We start from the raw sequence: 19,162 nt of genomic DNA on the forward strand, positions 1-19,162 counted from the left end.
CAGGTACGGCAGACGCTATTGCGCTACCATCTGCGCTGCAAAAATCAAGCAAGCGCTATAGGGAACACTATGACTCAAGAAGAACGCATGGTCGACATCGAAATCAAGCTGACGCGCCAGGACGACCTGCTCGATGAGCTGAACAAGCTGGTATATCGTCAGCAATTGAAGATAGACCAGCTTGAAACGCTGTGCGCCGCGCTGGCGCAGCGTATCAAGGATGCCGCCGACAACAGTAATGCGAACCAGGCCGCCAACGAGCGGCCTCCGCACTACTGATCTGATCACTCGGCTCTACAAAGGCTGGGTACGTTCTTCCAGCCACTGTTTGGCGTCGCCCTGCACATGCGGCGACAGGCGCGAGCGTACTTCGGCGTGATAAGCGTTGAGCCAGATTATCTCGTCGCTGCGCAACAGGCTGGCGTCGAGGCAGCGCGTATCGATAGGACACAGGGTCAGCGTCTCGAAGCGCAGATAGTCGCCAAACTCCGTGCTCTCCGCCTCCTGGTTCAGCACCAGGTTTTCAATCCGCACGCCCCAGCGGCCGGGACGGTATATTCCCGGCTCGATCGAGGTGATCATGCCTGCCTCCATGGCGGTATGCGCTTCCGGCGCCGCGCTGTTGGCAATCACCTGCGGACCTTCATGCACATTCAGGAAGTAACCGACGCCGTGGCCTGTACCGTGGCCGTAGTCGATGCCGGCGGCCCAGATCGGCGCGCGCGCGATGGCGTCCAGCATCGGCGATTTGAGCGAGCGCGGGAATTGCGCCGACGACAGCGCAATCACACCTTTCAGCACCAGCGTGCAATCGCGCTTCTGCGCGGCTGAGGGCTGGCCGACCGGCACCATGCGGGTGATGTCAGTGGTGCCGCCGACATACTGGCCGCCGGAATCGATCAGCAGCAGGCCCTCGCCGCTGATGGTTGCGTGCGATTCGGCAGTTGCCTTGTAATGCGGCATGGCGCCGTTGGCGTTGAAGCCGGCAATCGTGGCAAAGCTCGGACTGACAAAACCGGGCCGGCGCGCACGCGCAGCCGTTATGTGGGTGTCGACCATCAACTCGGTGACGGCTTCCTGCTCGCGCCTGGCGATCGCCTGGTCCAGCCAGCTGAAGAATTCGCACAAGGCAGCGCCATCCTGCTCCATGGCAGCGCGCACATGGACGACTTCTTCGGCGCTCTTGCGCGACTTGGCGAAGGTGGTCGGGTTGATCGCTTCCACTACCTTGACCGTGGCGCCGACCGCCTGGCGCAACCCCAGCGTGACGCGACGCGGATCGAGCAGCAGGACGGCATCGGCCGGCAACGCCACCAAAGCTTCGGTGGCTTGCGCATACGGCGCCAGCACGACGTCGTCCTGGCTGAGCAGCGCGCGCAAGGCCTCCGGGACTTTGCCGTCGGCGACGAACAGCGTGGCTTGCTGCGGCCCGATCAGTGCGTGGGCCAGGAATACCGGATTGAAATTGACGTCGGCGCCGCGCAGGTTGAACAGGTAGGCGATATCGTCCAGGGTCGAAATGAAATGCCAGCCGGCGCCCTGCTGCTGCATGGCCTGGCGCAGGTTGGCCAGCTTGGCGGCGCGCGTGAGCGGTGCGTAGGCGGCGTCGTGCTGATAGATTTCAGCCATGGGCAAGCCTGGCCGTTCGCTCCAGATCTCGCCGAGGACATCGAGATCGGTGCGCAGCTTGCTGCCGCCCTTGGTCAAAGCCTGCTCCAGCGCGCGCGCCGTGGCCAGGCCCAGCACCGCGGCATCGACCGCCAATGTCTGGCCGGCCTGCAGGTTGTTCGACAGCCAGTCCAGGTGCAGCAGGCTGCTGCCGGTGGGCGTTTTCATCAGGACGATTTCGGTCCCGGCCAGCTCGGCTTCGGCCTGCGACCAGTAACGGCTGTCAGCCCAGAGGCCGGCGAAATCGGCGGTAATGATCAGGTTGGCGACCGATCCGGTGAATCCCGACAGCCATTCCCGGCCCTTCCATCGTCCCGGCAGGTACTCGGACAGATGCGGATCGGCCGACGGAATCAGGCAAGCATCGACATTGTGGCGCTTCATGGCATCGCGCAGCAGCTGGATGCGCGGCGCGGCGGTAGTTTGGGAGAAGGTTCTGGAGTTCATCGTTGAGTGTGGGCAGAATGGAAATTCGGACAATTCAATTAGGGAGAGTCACTTACCGCTAAGCTGTCAAGCATACCATTGCACAAGCAGGAACGGGAGCCTTGCGCCCTACCCAACTGACAATCAAAAAAACGAGTAAGCTCTGACGTCACAGCCGCTGCAAAATATTCTGATCATCATAATTTCTCACAGAGGAAATCGTCATGAGCCGCAAAACCCCCATCGAGCGCTATCGCAACATCGGCATCAGCGCCCACATCGACGCCGGCAAGACCACTACTACCGAGCGCATCCTGTTTTACTCAGGCGTCAGCCACAAGATCGGCGAAGTGCACGACGGCACCGCCACCATGGACTGGATGGAGCAGGAGCAGGAACGCGGCATCACGATCACCTCGGCCGCCACCACCTGCTTCTGGCAGGGCATGGCCGGCAATTATCCCATTCACCGCATCAACATCATCGACACCCCGGGCCACGTCGATTTCACGATTGAAGTCGAGCGCTCGATGCGAGTGCTGGACGGCGCCTGCATGGTGTACGACGCGGTCGGCGGCGTCCAGCCGCAATCCGAAACAGTCTGGCGCCAGGCCAACAAGTATGGCGTGCCGCGGCTGGCGTTCGTCAACAAGATGGACCGGGTCGGCGCCGATTTCTTCCGCGTGCACCAGCAGATCAGCGAGCGCCTCAAGGGCAATCCGGTGCTGGTGCAGATCCCGGTCGGCGCCGAGGAAAACTTCCATGGCGTGGTCGACCTGATCAAGATGAAGGCAATCATGTGGGACGACGCCACCCAGGGCGTCAAGTTCGAGTACATCGACATCCCCGCGGCGCTGCAGGCAAGCGCGAAAGAGTGGCGCGGCCGCATGATGGAAGCAGCGGCCGACGCCAGCGACGCCATGATGCAAAAATACCTGGAAGGCGAAGACATCAGCGAAGAGGAAATCAAGGCGGCCTTGCGGCAGCGTACGATCGCCGGCGAAATCGTGCCCATGCTGTGCGGCAGCGCCTTCAAGAACCGCGGCGTGCAGGCCTTGCTCGACGCCGTGATCGACTTCCTGCCGGCGCCGACGGATATCCCGCCGGTCAAGGGGCACGATGGCGACGACCTGGTGGTCGAGCGGCGCGCCAGCGACGACGAGAAATTCTCAGCCCTCACCTTCAAGATCATGACCGATCCCTTCGTCGGCCATCTGAGCTACTTCCGCGTGTATTCCGGGGTGCTGGTGTCGGGCGATTCGGTCTTCATCCCCAACAAAGGCAAGAAGGAAAGGATAGGCCGCGTGCTGCAGATGCATGCCAACCATCGCACCGAAATCAGCGAGGTGTATGCCGGCGACATCGCCGCCGCGGTCGGCCTCAAGGAAGCCAGCACCGGCGATACCCTGTGCGATCCCGGCAGCATCATCACCCTGGAAAAGATGGTGTTCCCGGATACCGTGATCTCCCAGGCGGTAGAGCCGAAAACCAAGGCCGACCAGGAAAAGATGGGAGTGGCGCTGAGCCGCCTGGCCGAAGAAGACCCGTCGTTCCGCGTCAAGACCGACGAGGAGTCCGGCCAGACCATCATTTCCGGCATGGGCGAACTGCACCTGGAAGTGCTGGTGGAACGCATGCGCCGCGAGTTCGGCGTCGATGCCTCGGTCGGCAAGCCGCAAGTGGCATTCCGCGAAACCATCCGCAAGGTATGCGAATCGAGCGAAGGCAAGTTCATCAAGCAATCGGGCGGGCGCGGCCAGTACGGCCACGTGGTGATCAAGATCGAGCCGCAAACGCCCGGCAAGGGCTTTGAATTCGTCGACGCCATCAAGGGCGGTACCGTGCCGCGCGAATATATACCGGCGGTGGAAAAAGGCGTACGCGAAACCCTGGCTACCGGCGTGCTGGCCGGCTATCCGGTAGTGGACGTCAAGGTCACCTTGTTCTTCGGCTCCTCTCACGATGTCGATTCCAACGAGAATGCCTATCGCATGGCGGCCTCGATGGCGTTCAAGGATGGCTGCCGCCAGGCCAGCCCGGCCTTGCTGGAACCGATGATGGCAGTCGAGGTGGAAACGCCGGAAGAAAAAATGGGCGACGTCATCGGCGACCTGTCGTCGCGGCGCGGCATGATCCAGAGCATGGACGACATCCCGGGCGGAGTCGGCAAGATCGTGCGCGCCGAAGTGCCGCTGGCGGAAATGTTCGGCTACTCCACCACGCTGCGCTCGCTGACCCAGGGCCGCGCCACTTACACGATGGAGTTCAAGCACTACGCGGAAGCGCCGGCCAATGTGACCGACGCCGTGATCAATGCCAAGCACGTAGGGAACGCCAGGCACTGACAGTCGCTGCCGGCCGGGCAGCTCAGCCCGGCCAGCGCTTACAGCTCGTTTTCGTCGAGATCCCGCTCCAGGCCGTCGACCGGCAGCAGATGCCCGAGCTTGGCGGCTTTGGTATCCAGGTATTTGGCATTGAAGGGATTACGGTTGAGCATCAGCGGAATCCGTTCGACCACGTTGATGCCGATTTTCTGCAGCGCAGCCACCTTGCGCGGATTGTTTGTCATCAGCCGCAGCGCGGTGATGTCCAGGTGTTCCAGCATGGTTTCGCACAGGCTGTAGTCGCGCAGATCCGCGGCAAAGCCCAGTTGCTGGTTGGCTTCCACCGTATCGGCGCCGCCATCCTGCAAATGATAAGCGCGCAGCTTGTTGATCAGGCCGATGCCTCGCCCTTCCTGGCGCAGGTACAAGATGGCGCCGCGCCCTTCGGCGGCGATCTTCTGCAGGGCCCCTTCGAGCTGGGCGCCGCAATCGCAGCGTTGGCTGAACAGCGCATCGCCGGTCAGGCACTCGGAATGGACGCGCGCCAGCACCGGCGCGCCGTCGTTGACTTCACCCAGTGTCAGGGCCAGATGTTCTTTGCCGGTGCTGTGCTCGAAGAATGCGTGCAGCTGGAAAGTCGCCCATGGCGTCGGCAGCGCGCACGAGGTCACATACTCCAGCGGTTGATTGACTGAGGCGGCAGGTAGATTGCCTTTATTATTAGTGGTGCTCATCAGATAGATTCAAAGTGAATAAAAGGCATGTCATTGCATAAATGACATGCCCGCAAATAATATGTGGCTTAACATTGTCCGGCGCAGCTGTCATTCTACGATTTTTCGAAAATATACGTATGACGGCAGCTCGCGCAAATCGCTCGCTACCTCGTAAATAGGGATTAATCCGGCGTTTTCAACACTCTGCCCGGTGTTTGAAGGGATTTATTGCTAGAATCTCATCTACTCAAAATGAAGACTATCAATGCGCGAAGTCCCAGACCTGATTGCCTGCGAAGGATGCGATGCCCTGTACCGCAAGGTGCAGCTGCGCCGCGGCGAGATAGCCCATTGTCCGCGCTGCGGCGCCGAGCTGGACCGCGACGACGGCCGCCAGCGCGAACGCATCCTGCCGCTGACCGTGGCCAGCCTGATCATGTTTTTCATCGCCAACTGCTTCCCGATCGTTGAAATCGAGCTGCAAGGCCTGCGCAGCCAGACCACCCTGTTCGGCGCCGTGCTCTCGCTGAACGCCGAGGGCATGTCGCTGGTGGCCATGCTGGTGCTGGCGACCACCATCCTGTTCCCGCTGCTGCAACTGCTGTTCCTGCTGTACCTGCTGCTGACGCTGCACAACGAGCGCAGTCCGCCCGGCTTCCGCTGGCTGGTGCATGCCATGCAGAACCTGCGGCCCTGGGGCATGGTGGAAGTATTCCTGCTGGGGGTACTGGTGGCGGTGGTCAAGCTGTCGAACATGGCTACGGTGCTGCCCGGCGTGGCGCTCTGGGCCTTCGGCGTGCTGACCGTGCTGCTGACAGCAGTGGTTTCCTTCAATCCGCGCCGCTTCTGGCAGATGGCGTTTGCCGACGGCAGCCAGCAAGGATCGCCATGAACAGCGCCGACAATGTCGATTATGCCGACAATCCGATCATCGTCGCCGGCGACGAAGACCTGGCGGTGCATACCGCCGCCAGCCACGGCATGATGTCTTGCCACCATTGCGGCACGGTGTGGCAGGACGTGGCCGAGCATGAAGACTGCCAGCGCTGCGGCACCGCGCTGCACCTGCGCAAGCCGCATAGCATCATGCGCAGCTGGGCGCTGCTGATCGCTGCCTGCATCATGTACATTCCGGCCAACCTGATGCCGGTGATGGTCACCAAGACTTTGCTGGGCGTGCAGCAGGACACCATCATGAGCGGCGTCATCTATTTCTGGGTCTCCGGCTCCTGGGAGCTGGCTGCGATCATTTTCATCGCCAGTTTCCTGGTGCCGCTGTTCAAGCTGGCGTCGCTGATCCTGCTGACCGCGGCGGCGCAAAAACAGAGCCGCTGGCGCCGCCTGCAGCGAGCGAAACTGTATCGGCTGGTGGAAATCATAGGCCGCTGGTCGATGCTGGACGTGTTCGTCGTGTCGCTGCTGGCGGGGCTGGTGCAGATTGAAGGTTTTGCCAAGATCACTGCCGGCTTCGGCGTGCTGGCGTTCGCCTCGGTGGTGGTGCTGACCATGCTGGCCGCGCTCAGCTTCGACCCGCGCCTCACCTGGGATAACAGTGAAAACCGCATTCAGCAGGAAAATAAGCAATTAAGTGAAAGCACATGATGAGTGAAGAGAACACCCCGCCAGCCCCCCTGCCGCCGCTGCCGGAACCTAAGCTGAGCCGCAGGCGCGACTGGCTGCCGTCGCTGATCTGGCTGATTCCTATCGTTGCCGCCGTGGTCGGCCTGACGCTGGTAGTCAAGATCCTGGTCGAACGCGGGCCGTCGATCACCATCACCTTCCGCACCGCCGAAGGCCTGGAAGCCGGCAAGACCAAGGTCAAGTACAAGGATGTCGACATCGGCCTGGTGCAGACCATCACCCTCAGCAAGGACCGCTCGCACGTGCTGGCCAACGTCCAGCTGTCGAAGGAAGCGGAGAGCTTCACCGCCGCCGATACCCGCTTCTGGGTGGTGCGGCCGCGGGTCGCGGCTTCAGGCGTCTCCGGGCTGGGCACCCTGCTGTCGGGCGCCTACATCGGCGCCGACGCCGGCACCGCCAAGGATAAAAAGGACGAGTTCACCGGCCTGGAAGTGCAGCCTATCGTCAGGCTCGACGCCAGCGGCAAGCAGTACATGCTGCACGCCACCGATATCGGCTCGCTGGATATCGGTTCACCGATCTATTTCCGCCGCATCAAGGTCGGCCAGCTGGCCGCCTACGATCTGGACGAAGACGGCAAAGGCGTGACGCTGCGCATTTTCATCGATGCGCCGTACGACAAGTTCATCGGCGTCAATACCCGCTTCTGGCATGCCAGCGGCTTCGACATGCAGATCAACGCCAGCGGCTTCAAGCTGCGCACGCAATCGCTGGCGACCGTGGTGCTGGGCGGCATCGCGTTCCAGTCGCCGGATGACGAACTGGGCATGAAAGCCAAGGAAAACACCACCTTCAACCTGGCGCCGGACGAAGAAGCCGCCCTGAAAGAGCCGGACGGGCCGTCAGAAACCGTGGTCATGTATTTCAACCAGTCGCTGCGCGGCCTGACGCCGGGCACCACGGTCGATTTCCGCGGCGTGGTGCTGGGCGAAGTCAAATCGATAGGCATCGAGTACGACGCCAAGCTGCGCGAATTCCAGATGCCGGTCGCGGTGCAGATCTATCCGGAGCGGCTGGGGCGCAAGTATGCCGAGGATGAGCGTCATTCCACCTATACCGCCAAGCAGCGGCTGGAATACATGGTCAGCCGCGGCTTGCGCGCACAGCTGCGGACCGGCAACCTGCTGACCGGCCAGTTGTATATCGCGCTCGACTTTTTCCCGAAAGCGCCGCCGGTCAAAATCGACACCTCGACTTCCGTGATCGTGTTGCCGACCATCCCGAACAGCCTGGATGAAATCCAGTCGCAGATCGCCGAGATCGCCAAGAAGCTGAGCAAGGTGCCGTTCGACCAGATCGCCGCCGACCTGCAGAAGACCATCGGCACCATGAACCGCACCCTGCTCAACGCCGAGCAGCTGACCAAGAGCCTGAACAACGACGTCGCGCCGGAAATCATGGCGGCGATGAAGGACGTGCGCAAGACGCTGGACAACGCCGACCGCACCCTGTCCGACAATTCGCCGCTGCAGCAGGACATCCGCCAGACCTTGCAGGAACTGACGCGTTCGGCGGCCTCGGTGCGCATCCTGACCGATTACCTGGAACGCCATCCGGAGTCACTGATCCGCGGCAAGCAAGAGGAAAGCAATAAATGATATCGACCAAGACCACAGCAAGCCGCGCGCGCGGCGCTCTCTTCACCCTGGCAACGGCGCTGGCGCTGGCCGGATGCGCCTCCAGCCCGACGCGCTTCTATACCCTGTCGGCGCCGCCGGCGGCGGTGCCGGCGCAGGCACAGAATGCGCGCCTGTTTATCGAAGTGTCACCGATCGCCCTGCCGGAGCGCCTGGCGCGGCCGCAACTGGTGGTGCGCAGCAGCGGCGCCAATGCCGGCGCCCGGGTTGACATCCTGGAACAGGAACGCTGGTCGTCGCCCTTCAACAACGAATTGCGCGATGCGCTCGCCAGCGGTCTCGCCAACCGCCTGGGCGCAACCGACGTCAGCCGCAGCGGCAGGCCGACCGACCAGCCGGTCTACCGGATCGCCATCGAACTGCGTGAATTCGATGCGGCTCCGGGTGATAAAGTGCAAGCCACCTACAGCTGGAGCATCACCCGTTCGGACAACGCCAAGACCGGCGCCTGCCGGCTGACCGTCTCGGAGCCGGTCGCCGCCGGCATCGATGCCCTGGTGCTGGGCGTGCAACGGACAGTGGCCGATGCGGTCAACGCCATCGCCGCCAACGTCAACACGTTCAAGAGCGGCGCCACGCCGGCCTGCCAGGGCTGAGGATGCGACGCCGTAATCCGGATACGACAGGTCAGCAGCCATGACGGACAAACGGCGGGAACTGGAAAAATCAAAGAATATCGCGATGCTGTTCCTGGCCGCCGCCAGCATCGTATTTATCATCACCTTGCTGCTGCCCGGCGGCTTCTGGCCCGAGCTGGTCAAGGCCGTTTCCGAAGCGGCGATGGTGGGCGCGCTGGCCGACTGGTTTGCAGTGCACGCCCTGTTCCGGCGCGTGCCGATTCCTCTGCTGTCGCGCCATACCGCCATCATTCCCAAAAACAAGGACAAGATCGCGGACAACCTGGCGCTGTTCGTCAAGGATAAATTCTTCGACGTCGAATCGATCGCCGGCCTGATCCGCAAGCACGACCCGGCCAAGCTGCTCTCCGCCTGGCTGACCGCCCCCGGCAATACCGAAAACTTCAGCCGCCACCTGCTGAGGGAAGCTGAGCGCATCCTGGACTTCATCGAGGACGCTCCGGTGCAGCGTTTCATGACAAGGGCGCTGCACGCGACGCTGGCAAAAGTGGACCTGTCGCAATCGGCAGGCGTGATTCTCGACCAGCTGACCAAGGACGGCCGCCACCAGGCTTTGCTGGACGAAGCGCTGGTGCAATGCGCCGGCTTGCTGGCAAATCCTGATACGCAAGAACTGATCGCCGGCGAAATCGTGATCTGGCTCAAGCAGGATCATCCGTTGAAAGAAAAAGTCCTGCCATCCGAATGGATAGGCCGGCAAGGCGCGGACATTGCCGTCAACGCAGTAAGCCATCTGATTGCGGAGATCGGCAGCGATAAAAACCATGCCTTGCGCGGCAGGTTCGACGTCTTCACCAAGCGCTTCATCGAACAGCTCAAGGACGATCCGGAATTCATCGCCAAAGGAGAACAGATCAAAACCTACCTGCTCAACGACCCCACCCTGTACCTCTATCTGAAAGACCTGTGGGGATCGCTGCGCGCATGGCTAAAGGAAGACCTGCGCCGGAGCGACTCGCTGCTGCACCGGAATATCGCCGACGCCGGCCATTGGCTGGGAAAGACGCTGGCGGACGATCCCGCATTCCGGCAATCGGTCAACCAGCACCTGGAGGAAGCGGCGAAGAATATGGCGCCCGATTTTGCCGATTTCCTGACCCGCCATATCAGCGATACCGTCAAAAACTGGGACAGCCGGGAAATGGCGCAGCAGATCGAGCTGAACATCGGCAAGGACCTGCAATGGATACGCATCAACGGCAGCATCGTCGGCGGCCTGATCGGCTTGCTGCTGTTCCTGATTTCCCAACTGCGGCAATGGTTGCCGCATCTTTAAGCAAGGCCGGCGCTCAGAACCGTTCGTAGCCCAGCAGATAGCGCCACTCGCCGACCGCCAGGCCAGCCATCGGCAGGCGGCCGATGCGGATGCGCTTGATCGCCACCGCTTGCAGCCCGACCTGTTCACACATATGCACCAGCAAGCCGCGCTGCGGCGCCTTGAGGGCGAAGCGCAGGCGCTTTTCATTCTGCCAGCTGACCTTGATCGGCGGCAGCGGCTTGCGGTTGAAGCTCAAACCGTGGTTCAGCAGCTTCAGGCCGTCCGGGACGATGTCGCCGGCGACTTCAACGATGAATTCGTGCTCGATCTTGGCGGCGTCGTCGACCAGCTTGCGCGTGACGCGCCAGTCCTGGCTGAAGATAAGCAGTCCGCTGGCCAGCGTTTCCAGCGGCTCGATCAGATTCAGGTTGCTCAGGTGGCGCTTGAGGAAGCGCAGTTCGGCACGATCGTCGGCGGCCCGCTTGTCCGCGGTCACCAGGCGCGCCGCCAGTTCGCTCATCGGCGTCTCGGCGAACAGGTTCAGCCCGGCCGGCTTATGGAACAGGATGGTGACCGGGTCTTGCGGTTCCAGCGTGGCGTCCGGCAGCAATTCGATTTGCTGCCGGATGCCGATGCGATGTCCCGGCTCTTCTACCAGCACGCCGTCGACCTTGACCCAGCCGCCTTCGATGTATTGTTCGGCTTCGCGGCGTGAGCAGGAAAGCTGTTCGGCGAGTTGTTTTGCCAGGCGAACGGATTCAGTCATGTATGAGTGCCTTGATCTTTATTTGCGGTACAGTTCCGGACGCGACTTGTTGCGCTGTTCGTAAATGGTCTTGGCGTCTTCCCGCGCGCGCTCCAGCGTACGCATGGCCGGGTCGTCGTCGTGCAAGGTGAAAAAATCAGCGGCCTGGGCCCGCATCACGTATTTGATCGCAGCCTCATCCTTGAGGTCGTAGAACTCAACCATCAGCGTGGTGACTTCATCCAGATATTCTTCGTAGGTCATGATTAACTCCTGTGTTTCCCGCCCTGCTCTCCTTCATCCACTGCGTTACAGGAAAAGCCGGGCGGGCGTATTTTCGCATCAAACAGAGCTGGCGACCAAGTTATCGGCCTCAGGCGTGCCTGGCGGGCGGCGCCAATTCGGCGAATTTGCGCCAGATCCGTCGGATTTTCGAGGTGCGCAGCCTGGCGCCCTCGTCCAGCAGGCTCAGCGCCAGATCGCAGTGCGGCTCCAGCTCCGGGCGCTGTTCGGCGATCTGTTGCAGCAGGCTGCCGGCGACATTGCGGTCATTCGAAACGCCTAACAGGTCTTGCAGCTCGCTCAGGGCTTGCACATAGGGGCGCATGCGCTTGAACGGAAAATACGATTCGAAGAACTCTGCCGCATAGCGCACCTTCTTCGCGGCGATCCTGAGCCGATGCCGCTTTGCCGGCCCCTGGCGCTTGATGCCCTTGGCCCGTTCCAGCAGCTTCTTTTGCAGCTTGAGCAGTTTGCTGCGCGCAAATTTTTTCAGCGGCATCGACAATGCGGCAATCTGCTCGGCGCCTTGCTGCTGGCGCCAGCGCCGCCCCTCCAGCCAGCTTCCCAACGACAGCAGTAATCTTGCATATGCACGGGAAGCGAGCGCATTTGCGGCCGCATGTCGGTGTTTGCCTGCGACGCCGGCAGTGTGCTGCCGCAAATGCTCCAGTTGCGGCTCATGCGGCCGGCGCCGGGCAGCGTCGTTCAGGGTAGATGCCGCCAGCACCTCCCAGTCGCGCGCCGGCCCCAGCACGCCGGCCAGCCAGCGCAGCTGCACGGCGATCTCCGGCGGCGCCTGGATGAATTTCTTGAACAGGCTCAGCGTCGCGCGCAGGCGCCGCAACCCTACCCGCATCTGGTGCAGGTGCTCCGGATCGCTGCCATGCATCACGCCGTCTTCATTGCCCTGTATCTGCGCCAGGCAGTTATGCATCAGCACCTGGAAGCCCTGCTCCAGCGTCAATGCCGGCGACAGGCTGAGCGGCAGCGCCTTCACCGCTTCCGGCGTTTGCGGCGAATGCAAGCCGTAGCCGCGCTCGGCCTTGCTGACATTGGCGGCGCGCAGCGGCAGGCTGTTCTGCAGTTCAAGGGCGACATCGAACAGGCTGGCCGAATCGCCGGATTTCAGTTCCAGCTCGATCTCGCTGATTGGGATTGTTTTATCGCCATGGATCACTTCCCCCTGGTCCAGCGCCAGTTCGATTTCAGCGCCGGATGGCAGGCGCAGCAGCCAGATGGTGCGCCGGAACTGCGTCGTAAAAATCGGCTGCAGGCGCTCCGCCAGGGCCGGCGCTGACATCAGCCTGGCCACCGCCGATCCGGCTTCGATGAGTCCAAGCAAAGCCGGCAGGTCGGGCTTGGCGCCGCTCACTTCCGACTCCCACTCGGGGCGCTGATGCAGGCCGGCTGCCACCCGGCCACCGCTTTTGCAAGTCTGTATCAGGCGTCGCCCCACCTGGCGTATGCGCAAGGCCGTGTGGTTCTGCTTGAGGTACAGCTCAGGGGTATCGAAGTAAATACTGTTCAGCTGCCGCGATTGCGGCTTGTCCAGCGCATGTTTTTTTAATAATGGGTGGCGTCGGAAACGATTTACATCGACCGGATCCAGCAACAGTTTTAATTCGATTTCCATGTTTTCCAATGTTAAACAAAATTGTGGGCAGCGGCAAAGCTACCCGGCGGCACGATCGCGACCGTCACGCCATATGCACAGTATATGCAGCCTTAGCGGGCTTGCGTCGGCATTTTTACTGTAAGAAATACAAGCAATCACTGCAGTATTGGACAATTCTCCATTTTACATTCATGGCATACAAGCAATAAAAGATTTTTTGCTTACATTTCTATCCATCAATCTATATTTTCTTTTATTTATCATTAAATTCTTCCATAAACACGTCTTCAGCAGTCAAAATCACTTGACAATCATTGCCAAAAAGAAATTTATTTATCACATTTTCCGGGAAAATAGTGATCCGCGGAAAATAAAACAACGAAAAACAGTCGTAAAAAGTTAAATATTTCATGCGTGTTACATCTGCTCGCAACTTGATACAGAATGAAATGGCGATGACCGAAACCGTTGCAAAACGCGGGTCAGCGTTTGTCGCTTGGACGTACACAGCCCACTCCGACAATGCACAACGAAACATGCTCTACGGCGAATTTACCGAATTGGCCGTAACGAAAGCATGAAGCGAAATTGATCATTTCCTTATAAACAAAGTGGAGAGCTTTTCAGATGAAGAAGAAGTTTTTGGCATCGGCAATTGCTGCAATTTGCCTCGCTCACAACCCCCTCGCCTTCGGCGCAGATCAAACCGCCCCTTCCCCCGACAGCCTTGAACGCATCACGATTACCGGCTCAAATATCTCCCGCATCAACAAAGAAGGGCCAACCGCGGTCGAAGTGATCAAACGGGAGGAAATCGAAAAATCGGGCGCCAGCACTGTCCTCGAACTATTGAGCAAGCTGCCTTCGGTGTCGGTCGGTCTCGACGGCAACAGCAGCACCTCCTTCGCCCAGGGCGCCGCCTCGGTCGGCTTGCGTGGACTCGATGCAAAATACACCTTGATCCTGCTGAACGGCCGCCGCCTGGCGAACTACGGGTTTGCCGACGGTGCTGAAAACTCTTTCGTCGACTTGAACAACCTGCCGCTGGCCGCGATTGAATCGGTTGAAATCCTGCGCGACGGCGCTTCCGCGATCTACGGATCCGATGCAGTGGCCGGCGTGATCAACTTCAAGACCAAAAGAAACTATCAAGGTGTTGAAGGCACGGCCAATCTCGGCACCAATCAAAAAGGCGACGGCGGCACTGCCAGCGCCAGCGTCACAGCCGGTTGGGGCGATCTCGACAAGGATGGCCAGAACCTGTTGCTGACGGTCGACGTGTTCCGCCGCAATCCTTTGCTGAGCGATAAGCACGACGCCACCGCCAACCGCGATTTCAGCCGCTTTGGCGGCAGCGACAAGCGCAGCATCGATCGCTACCTGGGCAGCCTCAACGACTATACAACCGGCGAACCTGGCTTCCCCATACCCGGCTGCCGCGGCACGATTGGCGTGAGCAGCGGCACCGGCGACACACGCTGCTTCAACAACCAGACAGTGCAGCTGTCGCCAAAGATCTTGCGCGGCGGGATCTCTGCGATCTTTACAAAACGGCTCAGCGGCCAGGACGAACTGTTCGGCGAGGCCAGTTTCAATCACAGTGAAACCAGCGTGCAATATGCTTTGCCGAGCTTTGATTCGCAATTCCTTGGCAAGACTGCCGGCTCCACCAATCCCGGCCTGGCCAACCTGCCGGGGCCAAGCCCGGACGGTTCCCTGCAGGGCTTCACGCCCGGCGATCAATTGCGCGTGTACCGCGCCATCTATGAAGCGCCGCCAACCGTCAACAAGATCACCAGCGACACCATTCGCCTGGTAGGCGGATGGCGCGGCCAGATCGGCAACTGGGACAGCGAAGGCGCGATCAGCCTGAACCAGAACCGCCTCAAGGACGCTGCCTCCAATTCCGTCCTGAAAGACGTCTCGACGGTCTCCTTGCAAAACGGCCTGCTCGGCAAGGGCGGCTACGATCCGTTTGCCTACTGGAATCCAGCCAGCGTCGTCGATCCGATGCTGACCACCACCGAACGGGTAGCGGTCTCGCGCCTGGAAACCCTGGACTGGAAGATGGCCGCGCCGGAACTGTTTTCCTTTAACGGCGCGCCGGTCGGTTTCGCCTGGGGCGCGCAAGCGAGCCACGAATCGATCGACGACCGCCCTGACCCGCTCAATGTCGCCGGCAATATCGTCAACGCCGGCGCTACCGCCAGCAATGCCAGCCGCTCGATCTATTCGCTCTACGGCGAATTCAATGTGCCATTGATGAAACAGGTAGAGATGCAGCTGGCTTTGCGCGGCGACCACTACAGCGACTTCGGCAGCTCCTTCAATCCGAAAATCGCGCTGGCATGGCGTCCGAGCAAGGAAATCCTGCTGCGAGGCTCCGCCACGACATCGTTCAAGGCGCCGACCCTGCCGGAAATCAGCTCGACCACCGCCGGCTATGCCAATGGCATTGCGGACTGGGCCCGTTGCCGGCCACTCGGTTATACCGGTGCAAACTGCAGCTACAGCCCGCGCCAGTATTCGGTCGGCAATCCGGATCTGAAAGCTGAGAAAGCCAACAACTACTCGCTCGGCATGGTGCTGCAGCCGCTCAAAGGCTTGTCGGCATCGGTCGACTGGTATGCGATCAAGCAGCGCAACACGATCCAGGCGCTGGACCCGCAATACATCGTTGACAATGAAGACATCATTCCGGGCTACGCCGCGCTGGTCGGACGCGATCCGCGCAATCCGGCGCTGGAAGCCAGGCATCCGGGCTTGACCAAGGGGCGCATCAACAGCGTCACTACCCCTTACATCAATGTCGGCAAAACCGACATCCAGGGCTTGGACATCGACCTCTCCTACGAACTGGCGCTGGCGGGCTGGGGCAAGTTGAAGTTCCGCGAAGTCAACAACTACACGCTAAGCTACAAGCAGAGCATCACGCCGGGCACGGCGCCGCAAAGCCGGCTGGACTCCATCAATCATCCGCGCTGGAGCAACTCCTTCCGTACCGCCTATGAGTACGCCGGCACGGAACTTGCCCTGACGGCCCGGACCCAGGCCAGCACGCTCAACATCGATGATCCGACGCATACCCAGGATCCTGCCGTCACCAATGCCCGCATCGGTTCCTTTACCGTATGGGATTTGAACGTGAATACCAAGGTCAACCGCAACATGACCTTGAATTTCGGCGTCAACAATGTGTTCGACAAGGGCCCGGTATATGCCAACACGGCGTATGCAGACAATTTCGTACAGAGCACCAATGACCTGGTCGGCCGCTATTTTTATGTGAACATGCGTTACGCGTTCAAATAAGCGGTGGTTTTGCGCCCGACCCAAGCTTAAGGTTCGGGCGGATATTCTTCAGATCGCCAGCGGGCGGGCATGTCATGCGGCATGCCCGCCCGTTCATTTGTCAGAGCGTGCTCCGACTGCCATCGAGATTGCCGGTGTCCGGCACCTTGTTAAGGGTCATGGCGCCGATCCTGGTTTCGGCGATGTCGGGCCAGATCTTGGTGGCATGCTCGCCATTGCCATCCATCATGCGGCATGAGGCAGGAATGCCGAGGTTGGACTAGACCCGGATCAGCATATCCTTGCTTTTCGGCTGATGGCTGAAGAAGTTGAAGAAGCGGTTGGGATCCTGCGCATTGGTGACCGGCGAAGGCTACAATTAAGCTGTCCCCTGCAAAAACCGCAATCAATGCCTATTCCCTATCTGAGAAAGCTGACCGGCAAGGACCGCAGCCAGCGAGCAAATCGCCACCTGGCATGTTTCCTGTCCTTTATCGCGGGCGCGATCAATGCCGGCGGCTTTCTGGCGGTTGGGCAATACACCTCTCACATGTCCGGCATCGTCTCATCGATGGCGGATAACCTGGCGCTCGGATCTGTCGGCCTGATGCTGGCAGGCCTGGCTTGCCTGCTGGCGTTCCTGGCCGGGGCGATGACATCGGCGCTGCTGATCAACTGGGGCCGGCGCCAGGAGCTGCAGGCGGAATATGCGCTGCCACTGATGCTGGAAGCGGTTTTGCTACTGCTGTTCGGGCTGCTGGGCGGCAACCTGGAGGGGCATAAATGGCTGTTCGTGCCGATCACGGTCATCCTGCTGTGCTACATCATGGGCTTGCAGAACGCCATCATCACCAAGATTTCCAAGGCGGAAATCCGCACCACCCACATTACCGGGATGGTGACCGACATCGGCATCGAGCTTGGCAAGCTGGTCTATTGGAACAAGCTCAAGCCACACCAGAGCCGGCAAGACGTGCTCGGAGACCGCGACAAACTGCGGCTGCTGGCGACGCTGGTGACCCTGTTTTTCAGCGGCGGCCTGATCGGGGCCATGGGCTTCAAGCATGTCGGCTTCATTGCGACCGCACCGCTGGCCGCCACCTTGATGTGCCTGGCCATCGTTCCCATTTTCGATGATTTCCTGAATTTCCGGCGCAAGACATGACGCCGCTTGGCTGGTGCGGCTGCGTCAGCCAAACGGAACATTTCAGGGCAAACGGATTTATCTGGGCTAGGCCAGGTTCAAGGTATTGGTCAAGTCTCCCAGCGGCGCTTGCCGGTTCTGCAGGAAGGCCGCATCGCGCGCCACCAGCGCATCGAGCTTGCGCAAGCCATACAGGCGCGTAATGAAACGCATGATCGAAGTCGTGTCGTACACGGTGTGATCGACGAAACCCTTCCTGGCGTAAGGCGAAATGACGGTCGCTGGAATCCGCGAGCCCGGCCCCCAGCGATCGCCCTTGGGCGGCGCCACGTGGTCCCACCAGCCGCCGTTTTCATCGTGCGTGACGATCACCATCATGTTTTGCCATTGCGGCCCGCGCTGCAGATGGGCGATGACATTGGCGATATGGCGGTCGCCGGATTCGATGTCGGCATAGCCGGCGTGCAGGTTGAGATTGCCCTGCGGCTTGTAAAAGCTGACCTGAGGCAAGCGCCCGGCGTCGACATCCGCCAGGAATTTATTGGTGGCGGGATCGTCGCCCAGGCCGGCGTCCTTCAGATGCGTCTCGCGCGCCGCTGTTCCCGGGGCGAAGCTTTTGAAGTAGTTGAACGGCTGGTGATGGTACTGGAAATTCGGCACCGCATCGTCGTTGGCCTTGCCGTCCAGCGCCGCCTGCCACGCGCCGGAGTACCAGCTCCAGCTGACGTTTTTTTCCGACAGGCGGTCGCCGATGGTGGGATAGGTCTGCGGCGGCAGCACCATCGGATCGCTGGCGTCGGCATAGGCGGCGTCGCCGTCCTTGGCCGGCTTGACGAAGCTCGGCTGGTACGGCGGCGCCATGGTGTTCACCGCGTAGCCGTCCGGCGTGATGGCGCGGTCGCGCAGGAATTTGGGTGGGCCGTCCATGGCCGAAGCCGGGTTCTTGTCATCCAGTTTCAGGCGCGTGCCCTTGGGATCGTCGCCCTCTACCGTCGATACATTATGGCGCGCCGGACTGTTGTGCACATCCGGATAGAACGGGGTCTGTCCGGAAATCAGGAAAATATGGTTGAGGTAGGAACCGCCGAAGGCCGACATGAAAAAATTGTCGCACAAGGTGTATTGCTCGGCCAGTTGCCACAGGCGCAGCTTGCTGGCGGTTTCGCCGTAGTGGCCCATGGTCAGGCCGCCGGAATCGGCCCAGGCGACGAACTGGTCGTTCTTGCCGCCGTTGATCTGCATCTGATTCTGGTAAAACCTGTGCCACAGGTCGCGCGTGATGACGCCTTGCGGCAGGGGCTTGCCCTGCGCATCGCTCAGCTTGAAAGGCGCATTCGGCAGGCCGCTGATCTGCTCTTCCGTAATGACATAGCGCCGGCCGTCTACCTGCTGCGCCTGCGGCACCAGTCCGCCCCAGATCTTCGGCAGTTGCGGCAGCGGCGTCTTGCCGTCGCGGTCCAGCTGCGTGTAGCGTCCTTGCATGGCTTGCGCCAAGGGTTTCTGCACACCCGGGAAATCACCGTACAGGTTATTGAAGCTGCGGTTCTCGGCATAGATCACCACGACGTGCCTGATCGCCGACTGCAGCTTCTGGTCCAGCAATTTTTCCTGGCTGGCGTCGGCCACCTGCTGGCTGCCGTCGCTGGCGCAATCGGCCAAGGCCAGGGTGGCGCCGGCTGCGACTACGCTACCGAGAAAACGGCGGCGCGTAAATCCGCCTGGTTCATCTTCCGTGGTCAAATCAGGTTTGTCGTTTTCATTCATGGATGGGTTTCAC

The 19,162-nt window shown here is 60.8% G+C and carries 15 protein-coding genes and 2 pseudogenes; 9 read left to right on the top strand and 8 right to left on the bottom strand.

Features of this window, described 5'->3' with window-relative positions:
- The first annotated feature begins 69 nt into the window (after positions 1-69).
- On the top strand, positions 70-279 hold the full coding sequence (locus KHU30_RS04040; protein WP_211441330.1) for a SlyX family protein: 210 nt from the start codon (positions 70-72) through the stop codon (positions 277-279).
- A 15-nt stretch (positions 280-294) separates the two neighbouring features.
- On the opposite strand, the gene KHU30_RS04045 is transcribed toward KHU30_RS04040, so the two are convergent.
- Positions 295-2,115 (bottom strand): aminopeptidase P family protein, encoded by a 1,821-nt coding sequence (locus KHU30_RS04045; RefSeq protein ID WP_211441331.1) that lies wholly within the window; start codon positions 2,113-2,115, stop codon positions 295-297.
- Positions 2,116-2,318: 203 nt separating this feature from the next.
- Here KHU30_RS04045 and fusA point away from each other — a divergent pair, with 203 nt between their 5' ends.
- Positions 2,319-4,439: an elongation factor G gene (gene fusA, locus KHU30_RS04050; protein WP_211441332.1), complete on the top strand. Its 2,121-nt coding sequence runs from the start codon at positions 2,319-2,321 to the stop codon at positions 4,437-4,439.
- Between the two features lie 38 nt (positions 4,440-4,477).
- On the opposite strand, the gene ribA is transcribed toward fusA, so the two are convergent.
- A complete protein-coding gene (ribA, locus tag KHU30_RS04055; RefSeq protein WP_211441333.1) occupies positions 4,478-5,152 on the bottom strand; it encodes a GTP cyclohydrolase II in 675 nt (224 codons plus the stop codon).
- 247 nt (positions 5,153-5,399) lie between these two features.
- Here ribA and KHU30_RS04060 point away from each other — a divergent pair, with 247 nt between their 5' ends.
- Genes KHU30_RS04060 through KHU30_RS04080 form a run of 5 tightly spaced genes read left to right on the top strand, consistent with a single transcriptional unit; the run spans position 5,400 to position 10,326 of the window.
- Positions 5,400-6,026, top strand: a complete 627-nt coding sequence (locus KHU30_RS04060; RefSeq protein ID WP_211441334.1) for a paraquat-inducible protein A — start codon at positions 5,400-5,402, stop codon at positions 6,024-6,026.
- Positions 6,023-6,736, top strand: a complete 714-nt coding sequence (locus tag KHU30_RS04065; RefSeq protein ID WP_211441335.1) for a paraquat-inducible protein A — start codon at positions 6,023-6,025, stop codon at positions 6,734-6,736. Before KHU30_RS04060 ends, KHU30_RS04065 begins: the two co-directional genes overlap by 4 nt.
- Complete coding sequence (locus tag KHU30_RS04070; protein ID WP_211442196.1) at positions 6,736-8,373, top strand: PqiB family protein; 1,638 nt, start codon at positions 6,736-6,738, stop codon at positions 8,371-8,373. Before KHU30_RS04065 ends, KHU30_RS04070 begins: the two co-directional genes overlap by 1 nt.
- Complete coding sequence (locus KHU30_RS04075; protein ID WP_211441336.1) at positions 8,370-9,008, top strand: PqiC family protein; 639 nt, start codon at positions 8,370-8,372, stop codon at positions 9,006-9,008. Before KHU30_RS04070 ends, KHU30_RS04075 begins: the two co-directional genes overlap by 4 nt.
- A 40-nt stretch (positions 9,009-9,048) precedes the next feature.
- Complete coding sequence (locus tag KHU30_RS04080; RefSeq protein ID WP_211441337.1) at positions 9,049-10,326, top strand: DUF445 domain-containing protein; 1,278 nt, start codon at positions 9,049-9,051, stop codon at positions 10,324-10,326.
- 13 nt (positions 10,327-10,339) lie between these two features.
- On the opposite strand, the gene KHU30_RS04085 is transcribed toward KHU30_RS04080, so the two are convergent.
- The 4 genes from KHU30_RS04085 to KHU30_RS04100 all read right to left on the bottom strand — a co-directional run bounded on the left by KHU30_RS04085 (position 10,340) and on the right by KHU30_RS04100 (position 13,458).
- On the bottom strand, positions 10,340-11,074 hold the full coding sequence (locus KHU30_RS04085; RefSeq protein ID WP_211441338.1) for an rRNA pseudouridine synthase: 735 nt from the start codon (positions 11,072-11,074) through the stop codon (positions 10,340-10,342).
- An 18-nt stretch (positions 11,075-11,092) separates the two neighbouring features.
- Positions 11,093-11,317, bottom strand: coding sequence for a hypothetical protein (locus KHU30_RS04090; RefSeq protein WP_211441339.1), 225 nt, complete (start codon positions 11,315-11,317; stop codon positions 11,093-11,095).
- Positions 11,318-11,426: 109 nt separating this feature from the next.
- Positions 11,427-12,968, bottom strand: a complete 1,542-nt coding sequence (locus KHU30_RS04095; protein ID WP_211441340.1) for a CYTH and CHAD domain-containing protein — start codon at positions 12,966-12,968, stop codon at positions 11,427-11,429.
- A 235-nt stretch (positions 12,969-13,203) separates the two neighbouring features.
- Positions 13,204-13,458, bottom strand: coding sequence for a hypothetical protein (locus KHU30_RS04100; protein WP_211441341.1), 255 nt, complete (start codon positions 13,456-13,458; stop codon positions 13,204-13,206).
- Positions 13,459-13,577: 119 nt separating this feature from the next.
- Here KHU30_RS04100 and KHU30_RS04105 point away from each other — a divergent pair, with 119 nt between their 5' ends.
- Positions 13,578-16,262: a TonB-dependent receptor plug domain-containing protein gene (locus KHU30_RS04105; protein ID WP_211441342.1), complete on the top strand. Its 2,685-nt coding sequence runs from the start codon at positions 13,578-13,580 to the stop codon at positions 16,260-16,262.
- Between the two features lie 196 nt (positions 16,263-16,458).
- Here KHU30_RS04105 and KHU30_RS25050 read toward each other — a convergent pair.
- A pseudogene (locus KHU30_RS25050) lies at positions 16,459-16,614 on the bottom strand (catalase); the annotation flags it as partial.
- Positions 16,615-16,650: 36 nt separating this feature from the next.
- Between KHU30_RS25050 and KHU30_RS04110 the strand changes: the two are divergent.
- Positions 16,651-17,379 (top strand): annotated as a pseudogene (locus KHU30_RS04110) (YoaK family protein); the annotation flags it as partial.
- 93 nt (positions 17,380-17,472) lie between these two features.
- On the opposite strand, the gene KHU30_RS04115 reads toward KHU30_RS04110, so the two are convergent.
- Positions 17,473-19,149 (bottom strand): acid phosphatase, encoded by a 1,677-nt coding sequence (locus KHU30_RS04115; protein ID WP_211441344.1) that lies wholly within the window; start codon positions 19,147-19,149, stop codon positions 17,473-17,475.
- Positions 19,150-19,162: the final 13 nt, after the last annotated feature.

It is taken from the genome of Collimonas humicola, from assembly GCF_018304945.1.
Classification (GTDB): domain Bacteria; phylum Pseudomonadota; class Gammaproteobacteria; order Burkholderiales; family Burkholderiaceae_D; genus Collimonas; species Collimonas humicola.